The sequence below is a fragment of the Pseudomonas sediminis genome, assembly GCF_002741105.1.
Taxonomy (GTDB): Bacteria; Pseudomonadota; Gammaproteobacteria; order Pseudomonadales; family Pseudomonadaceae; genus Aquipseudomonas; species Aquipseudomonas sediminis.
Map to the genome: position 1 here is coordinate 204,830 of NZ_NIQU01000007.1, position 15,996 is coordinate 220,825.

Below are 15,996 nucleotides of genomic sequence, written 5' to 3' on the forward strand. Positions count from 1 at the left end.
AAAAGGATGGGGTATCCTAGCACCTCTTCGCCCGTCGGCGGTACGACCGCCCAGGCTATCCGACAGGTCTGACTTTCGATGAATGCCATTGCCCGCCGTTCCCTCGGCCTGCTGTTTGGCGCACTATGCGTGCCACTCGCGGCCCTCGCTTCTCCCGCTCAACCCACCCACGAATTCAAACTGGACAATGGCCTCAAGGTCATCGTCCGCGAGGATCATCGCGCCCCCGTGGTGGTTTCGCAGATCTGGTACAAGGTCGGCTCCAGCTACGAGACGCCCGGTTCCACCGGCCTGTCCCACGCACTGGAACACATGATGTTCAAGGGCAGCGGCAAGTTCGGTCCCGGCGAGGCCTCGCGCATCCTGCGTGAACTGGGCGCCGAGGAGAATGCCTTTACCAGCGATGACTACACCGCCTACTACCAGGTGCTGGCCAGTGACCGCCTGGGCGTGGCCCTGGAGCTGGAAGCCGATCGCCTGGCCAGCCTGACGCTGCCGGCCGACGAGTTCAGCAAGGAAATCGAGGTAATCAAGGAGGAGCGTCGCCTGCGCACTGACGACCGCCCGTCCTCGCTGGCCTACGAACGCTTCAAGGCCATGGCTTATCCGGCCAGCGGCTACAGCATCCCGACCATCGGCTGGATGGCCGACCTCGATCGCATGCACATCGACGAACTGCGCGCCTGGCACCAGAAGTGGTACGCGCCGAACAACGCCACCCTGGTGGTGGTCGGTGACGTCAGCGTGGATGAGGTGAAAGCCCAGGTTCAGCGCTACTTCGGCGGCATTGCGCGCGGTGAAGTGCCGACCGCCAAGCTGCCGCTGGAACTGGCTGCGCCGGGCGAGCGACGCACCACGCTGTATCTCAAGACCCAGCTGCCGAACCTGATCATGGGCTTCAACGTGCCAGGCCTGGCCACCGCCGAAACGCCACGCCAGGTCTACGCCCTGCGCCTGGCCGCTGCCTTGCTCGACGGCGGCTACAGCGCGCGTCTGTCCACCCGCCTGGAGCGCGGCGAGGAACTCGTCTCAGGCGCCAGCGCCTGGTACAACGCCTTCACCCGCGGCGACAGCCTGTTCATCCTCTCGGCCACGCCCAACGTGCAGAAGGGCAAGACCCTGGAGCAGGCCGAAGCCGGCCTGTGGCGCGAACTGGAAGAACTTAAAAAAGCCCCGCCGTCCGCAGCCGAACTGGCCCGCGTACGCGCTCAGGTCATCGCTGGTCTGGTCTACGAGCGCGACTCGATCACCAGCCAGGCCACCAGCATCGGCCAACTGGAAACCGTTGGTCTGTCCTGGCAACTGATCGACCAGGAACTGAACGAACTGCAGGCCGTCACCCCAGCCGATATCCAGCAGGCTGCCCGCACCTTCTTCGTCCGCGACCGCTTGAGCGTCGCCCACGTTCTGCCTGAAGCATCCCGTCATGAGGAGTCCCGCCATGAAGACTGAGCACCGCCGCCTGGGCCTGCTCGGCCTGGTACTGTCCAGCGCACTGCTACTGGGCGCCTGCGCCAACCTCTCTGACAAGGCCCCGACGGGCGATGCCGCCAAGCTGCAGTCGCTGGCCGCGCTCGACGGCAAGGCACCGACCCGCCGCACCCTGGATATCCAGACCTGGAACACCGCGCAGGGTGCCAAAGTGTTGTTCGTCGAAGCCCATGAGTTGCCGATGTTCGACCTGCGCCTGACCTTCGCTGCCGGCAGCAGCCAGGACGGCGGCGTGCCAGGCCTGGCCACCTTGACCAACGCCATGCTCAACGAGGGCGTGCCAGGCAAGGACGTCGGTGCCATCGCCGCTGGCTTCGAAGGTCTCGGCGCCGAATTCGGCAACGGCGCCTATCGCGATATGGCGGTGGCTAGCCTGCGCAGCCTGAGCGCCCGGGAGCAGCGCGAGCCGGCTCTGGCGTTGTTCGCCGAGGTGCTGGGCAAGCCCACCTTCCCGGCCGACTCGCTGGCGCGAATCAAGAACCAGCTGCTCGCCGGTTTCGAGTTCCAGAAGCAGAACCCAGGCAAGCTGGCCAGCCTCGAGCTGTTCGAGCGCCTTTACGGCCAGCACCCGTACGCTCACCCGAGCGACGGCACCGCGCAATCGATTCCGGCGATCAGCCGTCAGCAACTGCAGGCTTTCCATGCTCGTGCCTACAGCGCCGGCAATGCGGTGATCGCGCTAGTCGGCGACCTGTCGCGCGCCGAGGCCGAGGCCATCGCCAACCGCGTTTCCGCAGCCCTGCCGAAAGGCCCGGCACTGGCGAAGATTGCCCAGCCGCAAACGCCCAAGGCGAGCACCAGCCATATCGAGTATCCGTCCAACCAGACCCATCTGCTGATCGCCCAGCTTGGCATCGACCGCCGTGATCCGGACTACGCGGCGCTGTACCTGGGCAACCAGATCTTCGGCGGCGGCGGGTTCGGCACGCGGTTGATGAGTGAAGTGCGCGAGAAACGCGGCCTGACCTACGGCGTCTACTCTGGCTTCAGTGCCATGCAGGCGCGCGGCCCATTCATGATCAACCTGCAGACCCGCGCCGAACTCAGCGAAGGTACCCTGACGCTGGTCAAGCAACTGCTGGGCGACTATCTGCGTGATGGTCCGACCCAGCAAGAGCTGGATGATGCCAAGCGCGAACTGGCCGGCAGCTTCCCGCTGTCCACCGCGAGCAATGCCGCCATCGTCGGCCAACTGGCCTCGATGGGTTTCTACGACCTGCCGCTGAGCTACCTGGACGACTTCATGCGTGACGTGCAAAACCTGACCACCGAGCAGGTCAAGGCTGCGATGGCCAAGCACCTCGACCCCGAGGCACTGGTGGTGGTTAGCGCTGGTCCGACAGTCGCGCAGAAGGAGCTGCCGCCGCCCACCGACCGCCCGACCGAGCAGCCCAGCACGGTGCCGCACTGATGCGTGGTCGTGCACCGCAGAAACCCGCCGCGGGCAAAACCCACGGCGGGCAGGGCCAACTGCGTATCATCGGCGGCGAGTGGCGTTCGCGGCGCTTCGCCTTCCCTGACGGCCCCGGCCTGCGCCCAACGCCGGACCGGGTACGCGAGACGCTGTTCAACTGGCTGGCGCCTTATGTCGAAGGCGCCCACGTGCTCGACCCCTTCGCCGGCAGTGGCGCGCTGCTACTCGAAGCCCTGTCGCGCGGGGCGGCCAGTGGTCTGGCCTGCGACCTCAACCCGGCTTCGGTGAGCGCACTGCGCGGGCACTTGGCGACGCTGCAATGCAGCACTGGCGAGATTCAGCTGGGCGACGCCCTGCAACTACTGGCTCGTCCGGCGCCGCAGCGCTTCGATATCGTCCTGCTCGACCCGCCGTTCCACAAGGATCTACTGCAGGACACCTGCAAGCTGCTGGAAGCTCAGAACTGGCTGGCCGACGACGCCTGGATCTACACCGAAAGCGAAACCGCGCCCTCAACGCTGGGTCTGCCCGGCAACTGGCGCCTGCATCGCGAGAAGCACACCGGCCAGGTGCATTACGCGCTGTGGCAGCGTGGATGAAGGACTTCATCTACACCCACCTGCCCTACCTGCTGCTTATCATGCTGGCACTGCCGGTGTTGCTCAGCCAGCAGGAAATTGCGCTCAACCTGCAACGCGCGATACCACACAATCCCAATGCCGGTATCACCATCGGGCTTACCAGTCAGCGCATCGTCGCACTGCTGGTATTGATCTGGTGTGCCTGGCGGATGATGCGTAAACGGCGCCGCTAAGATGCCGGCATTGCGGCGAGCCTGTGGCGGCGAGCACAATCCCAATGAGTTGGCCTGACCAACGTTTCCTGACGCGCAGATAGGTCTATGCCCGCAACGTTCCAACCCGCATGGTGGCTCCCCGGCCCGCATCTGCAGACGCTGTGGAACCCCTTCTGTCGCAAACCGCCGCAACTGGAACGGCAGCGCGAGCGGCTGTGGCTGGACGATGGCGACTTCCTCGACCTCGACTGGTACGGCCCGCATGACGCCCATGCGCCGCTGGTGCTGGTATTGCACGGTCTGACCGGGAGTTCCAATTCACTCTACGTGCTCGGCCTGCAGCAGGCGCTGGCCGCGCGTGGCTGGGCCAGTGCCGCACTGAACTGGCGTGGCTGCTCCGGAGAACCCAATCTGCTGCCGCGTGGCTACCACTCTGGCGCCAGCGAAGATCTGGCATCGGCCGTGGCGCATCTGCGCACGCAACGACCAATGGCCCCCTTGTACGCCGTCGGCTATTCGCTCGGCGGCAACGTGCTGCTCAAGTACCTGGGTGAGAGCGGCGAGCAGAGCCAGCTGCAGGGCGCGGTGGCGGTCTCGGTGCCGTTTCGTCTGGACCAGTGCGCCGACCGCATCGGCCTGGGTTTCTCGCGGGTGTACCAGGCGCACTTCATGCGCGAGATGGTCGCCTACGTGAACAACAAGCAACGCCTGTTCGTTGAGAGCGGCCAGGGCGAACGCCTGTCGGTACTGGAGCGCCTCGGCCCGCTGGATGGCATGCGCACCTTCTGGGACTTCGACGGCCGCATCACTGCGCCGCTGCACGGCTTCGCCGATGCTCACGACTATTACCGCCGCGCCTCCAGCCGTTTCTACCTGGGTGAAATCCGTACGCGCACGCTGATGATCCAGGCTGAGGATGACCCCTTCATCTTCCGTCACAGCCTGCCCGAAGCCAGCGAACTGGCCCCGGGCACCGAGTTCGAGTTGCACGCCAAGGGCGGCCATGTCGGCTTCGTCGAGGGCAGCCCGCGCAAACCGGTGTATTACCTGGAGCGGCGTATTCCACAGTGGTTGGCTGACCTCGGCTAATCGCGGCTGAAGCCGCTCCTACACGGGCGGCAAGAGCCGTAGCTCGGATGAAATCCGGGAAGATGCGACAAAGGCCTTTCCGGATTGCAACCGAGCACGGCAGTCACTGCAGATTGTGGGAGGCGCTTCAGCGGCGAAAAGATCGCGGCTAAAGCCCCTCCCACAGAGGCAGTACTGCATGATCAATCACCCCAGCACCTGCTCCAGCGGCACATGGAGCCGGCCATACAGCGCCTCAACCGCTTCGCGCGCCGCAGGTGCCAGGTAGCCCCCTTCCAACGCCAGCACCTGATAGATACCGCGGCGCAGCATGTCCTGGCTGAGGTTGTCCGGGTTGGCGCCTGTGGTGCAGAGAAAGCGTACCCAAGAGGTCATGATGATCCAGCTGTTGAGCGTCAATGCCTCGATCTGCGCCGGGCTCATCAGCAGGATGCCCGCCTCGACGAAGCCCTGATAAATCGATTGCGCGCCCACCAGGCAGCGTCGGGCGAAGGCACGATAGCGCTCGGCCAGCTCAGCATCGGACTCCAGCAGATGCTCTAGGTCACGATGCAGAAAGCGGTAGTGCCACATCGCGGCCAGCAGTGCTTCCAGGTAGAAGGTCTTGTCCTCCACCGTCAGCGCGCGGCCTTCGGGCAGGCGCAGGAAGCTGTCGACCTGCGCTTCGTACTGGGCGAACAGCTCGGCGATGATCACCTGCTTGTTACGGAAGTGGTAATACAGGTTGCCCGGCGACATGCCCAGGTGCGCGGCAATGTGATTGGTGGTGACGTTACGCTCGCCCTGGCTGTTGAACAGAGCCAGGCTCTCGGCAACGATGCGGTCGCGGGTCTTGGGTGGCGCCATGACGCAGCTCGATCTCGACTTCAAAAGTGGCAAAGGTACAGGCGAATCCGCCGAAGTGTTACCCCCAGATGCACCGCATAAGCCGCAGCAGGCCTTTGGTTAGGGTGCAGCAAGGGCGGCGGCGCGGCATCCTATTTGACACATTAGAGTAATTGCTCTAAAAATCTAGCGCAGCCTAATCGCGGCTTATAGCCGCCTCCAGCAGGCTGTTTAAAAACGTCGGCGACGACTGCATGGATGCAGGAGTTAGAGCGAAGCAGGAAGCCCGAGCCGAGACAGTCAGCGCAAGGCAAAAACAGGCGAAAAAAGGCCGGGGTCGCGACCGACTTTACAAGCTGTAAATGAGTATTTTGATCGGACTCGCGCACGAGCCTGTTTTTAACGCAGCGATGACAACGCAGATAGTTTTTCAACAGCCTGCCCGCTGGAACGTCGAGGAGAAACCCATGGTCGCCGACATCGCCTACCTGCAGCACAGTCAACAGCAGATCAACCAGCTGGACGCCACATTCGCCCAGCAACGCTCTGCCTTTGCCGCCAATCCGATGCCATCGGCCGAGCAACGTATCCAGTGGCTGAAATCCCTGAGCGAGCTGCTGACCCAGCAGCAGGACGCCCTGGTGGCGGCGATCTCCACAGACTTCAGCAACCGCTCAGCCGACGAAACCCTGCTCGCCGAACTGATGCCCAGCCTGCACGGCATCCATTACGCGACCAAGCGCATCAAGAAGTGGATGAAACCCTCACGACGTAGCGTCGGCATGCAGTTCATGCCGGCCTCGGCCAAGGTCATCTACCAGCCGCTGGGCGTGGTCGGCATCATCGTGCCGTGGAACTACCCGCTGTTTCTCGCCATCGGTCCGCTGACCGGCGCACTGGCCGCCGGCAACCGGGTGATGATCAAGATGAGCGAGTCCACCCCGGTCACCTCGCAGTTGGTCAAGGATCTACTGGCGCGCATCTTCCCCGAGGATCTGGTCAGCGTCGCCCTGGGTGAAGCGGAAGTCGGCATGGCCTTCTCCAAGCTGCCGTTCGACCACCTGCTGTTCACTGGCGCCACCAGCATCGGCAAGCATGTTATGCGCGCCGCCGCGGAGAACCTGACCCCGGTGACCCTGGAGCTGGGCGGCAAGTCTCCAGCCATCGTCTCTGCCGACGTACCGCTGGCGGACGCCGCCGAACGCATCGCCTTCGGCAAGACGCTAAATGCCGGGCAGACCTGCGTGGCGCCGGACTACGTACTGGTGCCGCGAGACCGCATCGACGGTTTCGTCAGTGCCTACCGTGAGGTGGTGCAGCGCTTCTACCCGCAGCTCAAGGACAACCCGGACTACACCGCGATCATCAACGAGCGCCAGCTGGCCCGTCTCAACGGCTACCTGCAGGATGCCGAAGCCAAGGGCGCGCGCGTCGTCCCGCTGTACCCCGAAGCCCAAGGCCGGCGCCTGCCGCAGAGCCTGGTGCTGGACGTCAACGACGACATGAAACTGATGCAGGACGAGATCTTCGGTCCGCTGCTGCCGGTGGTGCCCTACGACCGTATCGAAGATGCCTTCGCCTACGTCAACGCGCGACCTCGCCCGCTGGCGCTGTACTACTTCGGCTACGACAAGCGCGAGCAGCAGCGCGTGCTGCATGAAACCCACTCTGGCGGCGTGTGCCTGAACGACACCCTGCTGCACGTGGCCCAGGACGACATGCCGTTCGGCGGCGTCGGCCCGTCGGGCATGGGTCACTACCACGGTCACGAAGGTTTCCTGACCTTCAGCAAGGCCAAGGGCGTGTTCATCAAGCAGCGTTTCAACGCCGCACGGTTGATCTATCCGCCGTATGGCAAGGCGCTGCAGAAGCTGGTCTACAAGTTGTTCGTACGCTGATCTACGCGGGCCTGGCCCGCTCTACGCCTGGTGATAACAACAATGAACGACACCACACTCGACGCGCCGCAACTCTCGCGGCGCAGCCTGCTCAAGGTCGGTCTGATGGGCACAGCGCTGCTCGGCACTGCCGGGCTGACCGCAACGCTCAGCGGCTGCTCGGCCAGCACACCTGCTGGCGGTTACCTGATTCTGCGCAGCAGCGATCTGCCGTTTCTACGTGCGCTGATCCCGGTGATGCTCGACGGCGCCGTCAGCGCCGAACAGATGCCGCAGGCCATCGACGGTACGCTGAAGAGCCTCGACAGCAGCCTGGCGCACCTGTCGCCGGAGATGCTGAAACTCACCGTACAGCTGTTCGACGTCCTGGCCCTGCCCATCACCCGTGGTCCGCTGACTGGGGTCTGGGGCAGTTGGGACAACGCCAGCGGCGATGACGTGCGGCAGTTCCTCAAGCGCTGGCAAAACAGCAGCCTGAGCCTGCTGCGCATGGGCCATGCCTCACTGCTGCAACTGGTGATGATGGCCTGGTACAGCCGCCAGGAGGCCTGGGCGCATTGCGGCTATCCCGGTCCACCTACCGTATAGCGGCTGACCCGTAGGCCGGGCCGGACGGCGAGCCGCTTCAGCCCACCCACAGCGGCCAGCTTTGGTGGGCTGAAGCCCACCCTACCCACTCGCTCCTACACGTGAAATTGCCGGCGTCACTGATAACGACAAGAGAGCCTGAAATGCCTGTACCCGATCTGTTCAAGCAAGGCCTGACCAAGGGCTGGAAGACATACGACGGTTCGCGTCTGGAAAACGACCTGACGCTGGAGGCCGATGTCGCCATCGTCGGCAGCGGCGCCGGTGGCGGCACCACGGCGGAAATCCTCAGCGCCGCCGGCTACAAGGTGCTGCTGATCGAAGAAGGCCCGCTGAAAACCAGCGACGACTTCAAGATGCAGGAGGCCGAGGCCTACCCGAACCTTTATCAGGAGGGCATCGGCCGCATGAGCAAGGACGGCGCCATCACCATCCTGCAGGGGCGCGCCGTCGGCGGTACCACCCTGGTCAACTGGACCAGCAGCTTCCGCACGCCACCGCAGACCCTGGCGCACTGGGCCGAGGCCCATGGCGTGAAGGGCCATGATGTCGCTTCCATGGCGCCCTGGTTCGAGAAGATGGAGCAACGCCTGGGCGTCGCCCCCTGGGCCATACCGCCAAATGCCAACAACGAGGTGATCCGCACGGGCTGCGACAAGCTCGGCTATCACTGGGCGGTGATCCCGCGCAACGTGCGTGGCTGCTGGAACCTCGGTTACTGCGGCATGGGCTGCCCAACCAACGCCAAGCAGTCGATGCTGGTCACCACCATTCCCGCCACCCTCGACGCAGGCGGCGAGCTGCTCTATCTGGCTCGCGCCGACAAGCTGCTGATCGAAGGCGACAAGGTGGTCGGCATCGACTGCCTGGGCATGGACGCGCGCTGCGTGGCGCCCACCGGCAAGCGCATTCGCGTCAAGGCGCGGCATTACGTGCTGGCCGGCGGCGGCATCAACACGCCCGGGCTGCTGCTGCGCTCTGCAGTGCCTGACCCGCACAAGCGCGTCGGTCGACGCACCTACCTGCACCTGGTGAACTTCTCTGCGGCGCAGTTCGAGCAGGTCATCAATCCCTTCTACGGCGCGCCGCAATCGCTCTACTCCGACCACTTCCAGTGGGATGACGGCACCACTGGCCGGCTGTCCTTCAAGCTTGAAGTGCCGCCACTGCAGCCGGCACTGACCGCCACCCTGCTCGGCGAGTTCGGCCGCGAGAACGCCCTGCGCATGGAGCAGTTGCCGCACACCAATGTGATGCTCGCCCTGCTGCGCGACGGCTTCCATCCCGATTGCGCCGAAGGCCGTGTGGAGCTGCGCGGTGACGGCAGCCCGGTGCTCGACTACCAGATGACCGACTACACCTGGGACGGCGTACGCCGCGCCTTCCTGACCATGGCCGAAATCCAGTTCGCGGCCGGGGCCAAGGCGGTGATGCCGATGCATGCCGATGCCGGCTACGTGAGAACGTGGAAGGAGGCCAAAGAGCTGATCGAACAGCTCGATCTCGCGCTTTACCGCACCCGCCTCGGCAGCGCCCACGTCATGGGCGGTTGCGCCATGGGCGAAGACCCGCAGCAGGCAGTGGTCGACAGCCTGGGCCGCCACCATCAGCTCGATAACCTGTCGATCCACGACGGTTCGCTGTTCCCCACCAGCATCGGCGCCAACCCGCAGTTGTCGATCTACGGGCTGACCTCGAAACTGGCCACCTTGCTGGCCGAACGGCTGAGGGCCTGAGATGAGCAAGCTGATCGCCTTTTTCCTGCTGGTAGCCGGGGTCATCCACCTGCTGCCAGTGGTCGGCGTGCTCGGCGGTGAACGCCTCAATGCGCTGTATGGCATCGCTCTCGACGAGCCCAACCTGCAGATACTGATGCGCCACCGCGCGGTGCTGTTCGGCCTGCTCGGCGCCCTGCTGGTGGCAGCGGCGTTCGTTCCGGCGCTACGTAGCGCGGCCCTGACCGGCGGACTGATCAGCGTGCTCGCGTTCCTCCTGCTGGCGTGGAGCGCGCCCGTCTACAACGAGGCTTTGCGCCGCGTGGTAATCGCCGACTGGATCGCCCTCGCCTGCCTGATACCGGCACTGCTGCTGCACCTGCGCAGCCACTGAGCTTTCGTCACGCTTGGCCGCGAGGGAAACGCTGCGCTACCATCCGCGACTCTTGCCGCCTCGAACAGGACGAAGCGATGAATCGAGTGTTGTACCCGGGTACCTTCGACCCCATCACCAAAGGCCATGGCGATCTGGTCGAGCGCGCCGCGCGGCTGTTCGATCACGTCATCATCGCTGTCGCCGCCAGCCCCAAGAAGAACCCGCTGTTCCCGCTGGAACAACGTGTCGAGCTGGCCCGCGAGGTGACCAAGCATCTGCCGAATGTCGAAGTGGTGGGTTTCTCCTCGCTGCTGGCGCACTTCGTCAAGGAACAGAACGCCAATGTCTTCTTGCGCGGCCTGCGTGCGGTGTCGGACTTCGAGTACGAATTCCAGCTGGCCAACATGAACCGCCAACTGGCGCCGGACGTCGAGAGCCTGTTCCTCACCCCGTCGGAGAAGTACTCCTTCATTTCCTCGACCCTGGTGCGCGAGATCGCCGCCCTGGGTGGTGACATCACCAAGTTCGTTCACCCCGCCGTGGCCGACGCGCTGAACGAGCGCTTCCGCAAACACTGAAAGCCGGCCACTCGTGGCCGCCTGATGACCCTCTCCCATTCATGGGAGAGGGTAGAAGCGACGCCAGGATTCCCCCCTCTCCCGTATACGAGAGAGAGGGCAAAGCGACTGCCTGACCAGGCTCATGGCACAAGGCTCGCCAATCCGGCACAATTCGCAGCATCGTTGCCCGTAAAGTGTCGAAGCCAGCGCCTCGACAGGAGTTGCCCCATGTCCCTGATCATCACCGACGATTGCATCAACTGCGACGTCTGCGAACCCGAGTGCCCCAACGGTGCCATTTCCCAGGGTGAGGAGATCTACGTGATCGACCCCAACCTGTGCACCGAATGCGTCGGCCACTATGACGAGCCGCAATGCCAGCAGGTGTGCCCGGTGGACTGCATCCCGCTCGACGAGAACAACGTCGAGAGCAAGGATGAACTGATGCAGAAGTATCGCATCATCACCGGCAAGGCCTGATCCACCCCGGGAGGCTGCGGGCTTCCCGTTTCCCCCGCGCCGTTCTGCCCTCCTCTGAGCAAGGCTGTTAAGCTTCCAGCCTCCCTCAGCCGCCTCTGGTAGATCGCATGTTGCGCAAACTCCTGCTATCGACCCTGCTGCTCGGTGCCAGCCTTCTCGCTCAGGCCGCTCCGCAGCAACCCGCCATTGCCACCGCTCACCCAGCAGCGACCGCTGCAGCACAGCAGATGCTCGATGCCGGCGGCAACGCCTTCGATGCCGCCGTGGCAGCCAGCGCCGCACTCGCCGTGGTCGAACCCTATGGCTCAGGGCTTGGTGGCGGCGGTTTCTTCCTGCTACGTACTGCCGGCGAAACGCCTGGCTACGACTTCCTCGATGCCCGCGAACGCGCGCCCCTGGAGGCCAAACCGGACCTCTATGTCCGCGATGGCAAGGTACAGCGTGAACTGTCGCTCAACGGTGCGCTGGCCGCTGCCATTCCGGGGCTACCGGCGGCGTTGGTCGAACTGGCCGAAAAGCACGGCCGCCTGCCGCTGAAAACCAGTCTGGCTCCGGCAATCCGTCTAGCCAATGAAGGCTTCGCGGTCGACCGCGTCTACCGCGAACGCGCAACCTGGCGCCTGGCCGCGCTGCGTGACGATGCCGAAAGTGCCAAGCTATTTCTCGACCAGGGCGAAATTCCCGCCGAGGGCCATCTGCTGCGTCAGGCGGATCTGGCTGCCACCCTGCAAGCACTGGCCGAGCATGGCCGGGAGGGCTTCTATACCGGCCCGATAGCCGAGCGCCTGGTCAGAGGCGTGCGCCATGCCGGCGGCATCTGGTCCGAGGATGACCTGCGTGAGTACCGTATTGCCCGCCGAGCGCCACTGCGCTTCCCCCTGGAAGATGGCCGTGAGTTGATCAGCGCACCGCCACCCTCGGCTGGCGGCATAGCCCTGGCGCAAAGCCTGGCGATACTCGAACAACTGCCCTGGCGCGACGCCGAGCCCGTACAGCGCGTGCATTACGTGGTCGAGGCGCTGCGCCGCGCTTATCGTGACCGCGGCCTGCTGGGCGACCCCGACTTCATCAAGAATCCCGTAGAGCAGTTGCTGTCGCCGGGGCATCTGGCCGTGCTCGCCGGCAGCATCGACCCCGAGCAGGCGACCCCCAGCTCCAGTCTGCCGCCTGCCGGCACCTGGCACGAAGGCGATCACACCACTCACTTTGCCGTACTCGATGCCGAGGGCAATGCTGTCGCTGCAACGCTGTCGATCAACCTGCCGTTCGGCGCCGCCTTCACCGTGCCCGGCACTGGCGTGCTGCTCAACGACGAGATGGACGACTTCGCCGCCGATGTTCAGGGCGTCAACGCCTATGGCCTGGCCGGCAGCCAGGCCAATACCATCGCAGGCGGCAAACGCCCGCTGTCATCCATGAGCCCGAGCTTCATCGAAAGCAGCGACGAATTCACCGCCTTCGGCACCCCCGGCGGTAGCCGTATCCCAAGCATGGTGCTGCTGTCGATGCTCGAATACCTGGACGACAAGCCCATCGAGCGCTGGCCTGCGGTGGCGCGTTACCACCACCAGTTCATGCCCGACGTGATCGAGCATGAGCCAGATACCTTCAGCGATGAACAAGTCGCCGAGCTGCAACGGCGCGGCTACGAACTCAAACGCCTGGATCGGCAGTACGGCAACCAGAAGGTGCTGTTCTGGGACAAGGTCAGCGGCGAGGTACAGGCGGCGAGCGATCCACGCGGGATAGGCACAGCACTTCCACAAGCTGTGAACGAAGGCTCGGAGTGACCGAATCAGGAGAGCCTGATCAGGCTCTCCTGTTCGTCACCGAACTTGCGCAGTTCCCGGAACAAGGCCTGCTCGCTGCCCAGCATCAGCACGTTGCGCAGGCTCTGGAAGATGCGACTGACGTAGCCCAGGTCATTCATCAGCGAGCTGGTCTGCAGGCCGTCGAGATGGCCGTAGCGCACCTCAGCGAACAGCCGTTGGCGGAACTGCGCATCAAAGCTCGCTGCCTGCTCATCCAACCACCGCAGGCGTGACTGCCACATTTCGTCAGGCATGTCCGAGCGTGCCAGCTCGCGCACCTCGTGCAGAGTCGTCAACAGATGACGACGCAACTCCACATAGGCATCGCGCGCCGCCGACGGTGGCGCATCGAGGTAATGGCCAAGGTTCTTCTGCAGGTGCTTGGCATCCTTGACCGCATCTACCAGTTGCAGCGCCGCCAGCTGGCAGCTGATCCAGAACTGCTGGTGCGCTTCATCCATGGGCAAGTCCATGCGCCCCATGAAGCTCAGCAGATCGCCATACACACCCTTGATGTGAAACTGATACAAGTGCTCGGCATCGAGGCCACCCGGTGCGGGCTTGGCCTGCAACACCCGCTCATCCCCTTTGGCCTGCGCCAGTTGATCGACCGGCAGATACAGGGCATGGCAGATCACCTCCAGGCTCAAGCGGCCAAGATGCCCCAGCTCCTGCACCACCGCGCCGGATGCTGCATCGACCGAATCCAGAGCGCGCTCGTTCAGATAGCGGGCGCGGGTACGCTCGGGCTCGGTCACCTGCTCGGACGCCAGTTCGGTAATCAATACCTGCGGCTCGACTCGGTCCGGCAGCCAACGAATCAAGTACTGAGCCAGGCGCCTCTGAAGTGGCCAGAACAGCGCCACGCCCATGGCATTGAACAGGGTGTGGAACATCGCCAGCTGAATCAGGCTGTTCTCGCCAAGGCCCAACGGCTCGGCCAAGACATGCACCAGCCAGGTCAGCGGACCGAGCAGACAGAAGGCGATAACGCCGGTGGTGATGTTGAACAGCACATGGGCCAGCGCCAGGCGCTGGCCGTTGCGGTTACCGCCGAGCGAGCCGACGAAAGCGGTGGTCACGCTGCTGCCGATATTCGAGCCAATGGCGATGGCCAGGCTCTGACCGAGCTCCAGCTGACCACTGGCCAATGCAGCCAGCGTCAGCATCAGCGTGGCGTGGCTCGATTGCAGCACCACGGTAATCGCCATGCCGATGGCGGTGAACAGCAGCGCCCCACGCAGTCCGCCTTCCTGCAGGCCGGTCATGTCCAGCCCATCACCGAAACTGGCGAAACCTTCCTTGATCTGGTCAATGCCGAGAAAGATGAAAGCGATACCCAGTACGATGCGCCCGGCTGCCTTGCTCTTGGGCCCGAAGAAACCGGCCAGCACACCGAACACCAGCAGCGGCAGGGCCAGCGGACTCAGGCTGAGATTTTGCCCGGCCAGCGCCAACAACCAGATGCCGCTGGTAGCGCCGAGGTTGGCACCGAACAGAATGGCGATACCGCCGGCCAGCTGGATCAGCCCAGTACTGATAAAGGCGATGGTCAGCAGCGATACCAGGGTACTGGACTGCAGCAACAGGGTGCCGCCGACACCGAACAACAGGCTCTTGAACGGCGTGGACGTACTGCGCCCGAGTATCTGCTCCAGCTTGCTGCCCGCCAGCTGACGCAGGCCTTCTTCCAGGCACTGCATGCCGAACAGGAAGATCGCCAAACCGGCGCAGAGTTGCAGCCAGCCCTGGCTGAACCAGAACGAGGCGATCAGCCCCGACACAACCAGCAACAGCATCACCCAGCGCAGGGACTTTATTACCACCGTTTCTTCCTTTTCTCGGCGTTCAAACGCAAACGGCCTCTCGCCTCCGTGAGGAGACGAGAGGCCGCATCAAGCGGTGTAGCGGATCAGTCGCGCTTGTAGCCGCTGCTGGTGCAGCCCAGGCAACGTACGAAGGCCTCTTTGCCCGGCTCGACTACCAGAGACTGAGCAGCTTCACCAACGTTGCCACCCAATGCGGTGAACGGCAGGCTGACGATGAAGGCTGCAGCACCGATGGCAGTGGCGCCGATCAACAGCGGGCGAGCGATGACCAGATCACCGATCATGGCATAGCCCTTGGGCGCCTCGACGGTGTAGAGCGGATCGCCGCTGGCGTTCTGCTGAACCACTTCCGCTTGCGCCGATAGCGCCAGCAGGCCAGAGGTCAGCGCCAGGACAGCAGCGGAAGTGCGGAACGCTTTCATGGATCGATCCTTCAAATTATTCGGGAAAGTGCCAGTAACTATAACAGCGCATTGATAATTGTCAGCGTGACGGACGTCAATCGCCGTGAAAGGCGTATTCCGGCTTTTTCGGTACATAAGGACGAAAGAACGCCAGCATCGTGGCCAGATCGGCTTTCTCGTCACCGCTTGGCTGAAAAGTCGGGCCGATCACCACGCGACGATTCTGGTAGTCCAGCGCCCCGAGCACGATGGGCACGCCTGCGCCCAGAGCTATATGGTAGAAGCCCATCTTCCAGCGCTCGACCTTCTTGCGTGTGCCCTCGGGCGAGAGCACCAGAATGAACTCGTCATGCTCGCGAAAAGCCTGAATGGCCTGTTCGACGGTATTCAACTGGCGATCCCGACGAATCGCAATACCGCCCCAACTGCGCATCAAGCCGCCGAAGGGCCAGCCGAAGATGCTGTGCTTGCCGAACCAGCGAGCATTCAGGCGCAGCACGAATTTCAGCGCGATGAAAATCACGAAGTCCCAGTTGGACGTGTGATGAGCGCCGATGGCAACGAACTTGTCGAGTTGCGGCAACTGCCCCTCGATACGCCAGCCCATCAATTTCAGCACGCTGCGCCCCAGCCATTCGGCAGCCGGATTGCGCGGTAGATAGTTGCCGGACATCTAACACCTTCGTTTTTCTTATTTTTATGCCGTAGGGCGGGTTTCAC

16 protein-coding genes are annotated in these 15,996 nt (G+C 63.8%); 12 read left to right on the top strand and 4 right to left on the bottom strand.

Going from position 1 to position 15,996, the window contains the following annotated elements:
• Window positions 1-78 precede the first annotated feature (78 nt).
• From CDO35_RS17515 to CDO35_RS17535, 5 genes are all read left to right on the top strand, one after another.
• Window positions 79-1,452, top strand: coding sequence for a M16 family metallopeptidase (locus tag CDO35_RS17515; protein WP_099525951.1), 1,374 nt, complete (start codon window positions 79-81; stop codon window positions 1,450-1,452).
• On the top strand, window positions 1,442-2,902 hold the full coding sequence (locus CDO35_RS17520; protein ID WP_099525952.1) for a M16 family metallopeptidase: 1,461 nt from the start codon (window positions 1,442-1,444) through the stop codon (window positions 2,900-2,902). Before CDO35_RS17515 ends, CDO35_RS17520 begins: the two co-directional genes overlap by 11 nt.
• Window positions 2,902-3,504 carry a 16S rRNA (guanine(966)-N(2))-methyltransferase RsmD gene (gene rsmD, locus CDO35_RS17525; RefSeq protein ID WP_099525953.1) on the top strand — a complete coding sequence of 201 codons (603 nt, stop codon included), beginning with the start codon at window positions 2,902-2,904 and terminating at the stop codon, window positions 3,502-3,504. The genes CDO35_RS17520 and rsmD overlap by 1 nt, the downstream gene beginning before the upstream one ends.
• Complete coding sequence (locus CDO35_RS17530; RefSeq protein WP_099525954.1) at window positions 3,501-3,719, top strand: hypothetical protein; 219 nt, start codon at window positions 3,501-3,503, stop codon at window positions 3,717-3,719. The genes rsmD and CDO35_RS17530 overlap by 4 nt, the downstream gene beginning before the upstream one ends.
• A gap of 87 nt (window positions 3,720-3,806) precedes the next feature.
• Window positions 3,807-4,790, top strand: coding sequence for a hydrolase (locus CDO35_RS17535; protein WP_099525955.1), 984 nt, complete (start codon window positions 3,807-3,809; stop codon window positions 4,788-4,790).
• A 186-nt stretch (window positions 4,791-4,976) separates the two neighbouring features.
• Here CDO35_RS17535 and CDO35_RS17540 read toward each other — a convergent pair whose 3' ends face one another.
• The gene (locus tag CDO35_RS17540; RefSeq protein WP_099525956.1) at window positions 4,977-5,636 is read right to left on the bottom strand and encodes a TetR/AcrR family transcriptional regulator; all 660 of its coding nucleotides are present in this window, start codon (window positions 5,634-5,636) and stop codon (window positions 4,977-4,979) included.
• 446 nt (window positions 5,637-6,082) lie between these two features.
• Between CDO35_RS17540 and CDO35_RS17545 the strand changes: the two genes are divergently transcribed.
• The 7 genes from CDO35_RS17545 to ggt all read left to right on the top strand — a co-directional run bounded on the left by CDO35_RS17545 (window position 6,083) and on the right by ggt (window position 13,022).
• On the top strand, window positions 6,083-7,513 hold the full coding sequence (locus tag CDO35_RS17545) for a coniferyl aldehyde dehydrogenase (RefSeq protein ID WP_099525957.1): 1,431 nt from the start codon (window positions 6,083-6,085) through the stop codon (window positions 7,511-7,513).
• 42 nt (window positions 7,514-7,555) lie between these two features.
• Window positions 7,556-8,101 carry a twin-arginine translocation pathway signal protein gene (locus CDO35_RS17550; RefSeq protein WP_099525958.1) on the top strand — a complete coding sequence of 182 codons (546 nt, stop codon included), beginning with the start codon at window positions 7,556-7,558 and terminating at the stop codon, window positions 8,099-8,101.
• Between the two features lie 143 nt (window positions 8,102-8,244).
• Window positions 8,245-9,837 (top strand): GMC family oxidoreductase, encoded by a 1,593-nt coding sequence (locus CDO35_RS17555; protein WP_099525959.1) that lies wholly within the window; start codon window positions 8,245-8,247, stop codon window positions 9,835-9,837.
• A gap of 1 nt (window position 9,838) precedes the next feature.
• Window positions 9,839-10,210 carry a phosphopantetheine adenylyltransferase gene (locus CDO35_RS17560; RefSeq protein ID WP_099525960.1) on the top strand — a complete coding sequence of 124 codons (372 nt, stop codon included), beginning with the start codon at window positions 9,839-9,841 and terminating at the stop codon, window positions 10,208-10,210.
• Between the two features lie 77 nt (window positions 10,211-10,287).
• Window positions 10,288-10,770 (top strand): pantetheine-phosphate adenylyltransferase, encoded by a 483-nt coding sequence (gene coaD, locus CDO35_RS17565; protein WP_099525961.1) that lies wholly within the window; start codon window positions 10,288-10,290, stop codon window positions 10,768-10,770.
• Between the two features lie 210 nt (window positions 10,771-10,980).
• Window positions 10,981-11,232, top strand: coding sequence for a YfhL family 4Fe-4S dicluster ferredoxin (locus CDO35_RS17570; protein WP_004373873.1), 252 nt, complete (start codon window positions 10,981-10,983; stop codon window positions 11,230-11,232).
• A 107-nt stretch (window positions 11,233-11,339) separates the two neighbouring features.
• Entirely contained in the window at window positions 11,340-13,022 is a 1,683-nt protein-coding gene (ggt, locus tag CDO35_RS17575; RefSeq protein WP_099525962.1) for a gamma-glutamyltransferase, read from the top strand.
• Window positions 13,023-13,027: 5 nt separating this feature from the next.
• Here ggt and CDO35_RS17580 read toward each other — a convergent pair whose 3' ends face one another.
• The 3 genes from CDO35_RS17580 to CDO35_RS17590 all read right to left on the bottom strand — a co-directional run bounded on the left by CDO35_RS17580 (window position 13,028) and on the right by CDO35_RS17590 (window position 15,949).
• The gene (locus CDO35_RS17580; RefSeq protein WP_208019972.1) at window positions 13,028-14,842 is read right to left on the bottom strand and encodes a Na/Pi cotransporter family protein; all 1,815 of its coding nucleotides are present in this window, start codon (window positions 14,840-14,842) and stop codon (window positions 13,028-13,030) included.
• Window positions 14,843-14,955: 113 nt separating this feature from the next.
• Window positions 14,956-15,294 (bottom strand): hypothetical protein, encoded by a 339-nt coding sequence (locus tag CDO35_RS17585; protein WP_037005370.1) that lies wholly within the window; start codon window positions 15,292-15,294, stop codon window positions 14,956-14,958.
• A gap of 76 nt (window positions 15,295-15,370) precedes the next feature.
• Window positions 15,371-15,949, bottom strand: coding sequence for a lysophospholipid acyltransferase family protein (locus tag CDO35_RS17590; RefSeq protein ID WP_099525963.1), 579 nt, complete (start codon window positions 15,947-15,949; stop codon window positions 15,371-15,373).
• Window positions 15,950-15,996 lie beyond the last annotated feature (47 nt).

Excerpts from the sequence above, each read along its gene's own strand:
- CDO35_RS17515 (WP_099525951.1), top strand. The coding sequence starts at position 79 with ATGAATGCCATTGCCCGCCGTTCCCTCGGCCTGCTGTTTGGCGCACTA.
- CDO35_RS17520 (WP_099525952.1), top strand. The coding sequence starts at position 1,442 with ATGAAGACTGAGCACCGCCGCCTGGGCCTGCTCGGCCTGGTACTGTCC.
- rsmD (WP_099525953.1), top strand. The coding sequence starts at position 2,902 with ATGCGTGGTCGTGCACCGCAGAAACCCGCCGCGGGCAAAACCCACGGC.
- CDO35_RS17530 (WP_099525954.1), top strand. The coding sequence starts at position 3,501 with ATGAAGGACTTCATCTACACCCACCTGCCCTACCTGCTGCTTATCATG.
- CDO35_RS17535 (WP_099525955.1), top strand. The coding sequence starts at position 3,807 with ATGCCCGCAACGTTCCAACCCGCATGGTGGCTCCCCGGCCCGCATCTG.
- CDO35_RS17540 (WP_099525956.1), bottom strand. The coding sequence starts at position 5,636 with ATGGCGCCACCCAAGACCCGCGACCGCATCGTTGCCGAGAGCCTGGCT.
- CDO35_RS17545 (WP_099525957.1), top strand. The coding sequence starts at position 6,083 with ATGGTCGCCGACATCGCCTACCTGCAGCACAGTCAACAGCAGATCAAC.
- CDO35_RS17550 (WP_099525958.1), top strand. The coding sequence starts at position 7,556 with ATGAACGACACCACACTCGACGCGCCGCAACTCTCGCGGCGCAGCCTG.
- CDO35_RS17555 (WP_099525959.1), top strand. The coding sequence starts at position 8,245 with ATGCCTGTACCCGATCTGTTCAAGCAAGGCCTGACCAAGGGCTGGAAG.
- CDO35_RS17560 (WP_099525960.1), top strand. The coding sequence starts at position 9,839 with ATGAGCAAGCTGATCGCCTTTTTCCTGCTGGTAGCCGGGGTCATCCAC.
- coaD (WP_099525961.1), top strand. The coding sequence starts at position 10,288 with ATGAATCGAGTGTTGTACCCGGGTACCTTCGACCCCATCACCAAAGGC.
- CDO35_RS17570 (WP_004373873.1), top strand. The coding sequence starts at position 10,981 with ATGTCCCTGATCATCACCGACGATTGCATCAACTGCGACGTCTGCGAA.
- ggt (WP_099525962.1), top strand. The coding sequence starts at position 11,340 with ATGTTGCGCAAACTCCTGCTATCGACCCTGCTGCTCGGTGCCAGCCTT.
- CDO35_RS17580 (WP_208019972.1), bottom strand. The coding sequence starts at position 14,842 with ATGCTGTTGCTGGTTGTGTCGGGGCTGATCGCCTCGTTCTGGTTCAGC.
- CDO35_RS17585 (WP_037005370.1), bottom strand. The coding sequence starts at position 15,294 with ATGAAAGCGTTCCGCACTTCCGCTGCTGTCCTGGCGCTGACCTCTGGC.
- CDO35_RS17590 (WP_099525963.1), bottom strand. The coding sequence starts at position 15,949 with ATGTCCGGCAACTATCTACCGCGCAATCCGGCTGCCGAATGGCTGGGG.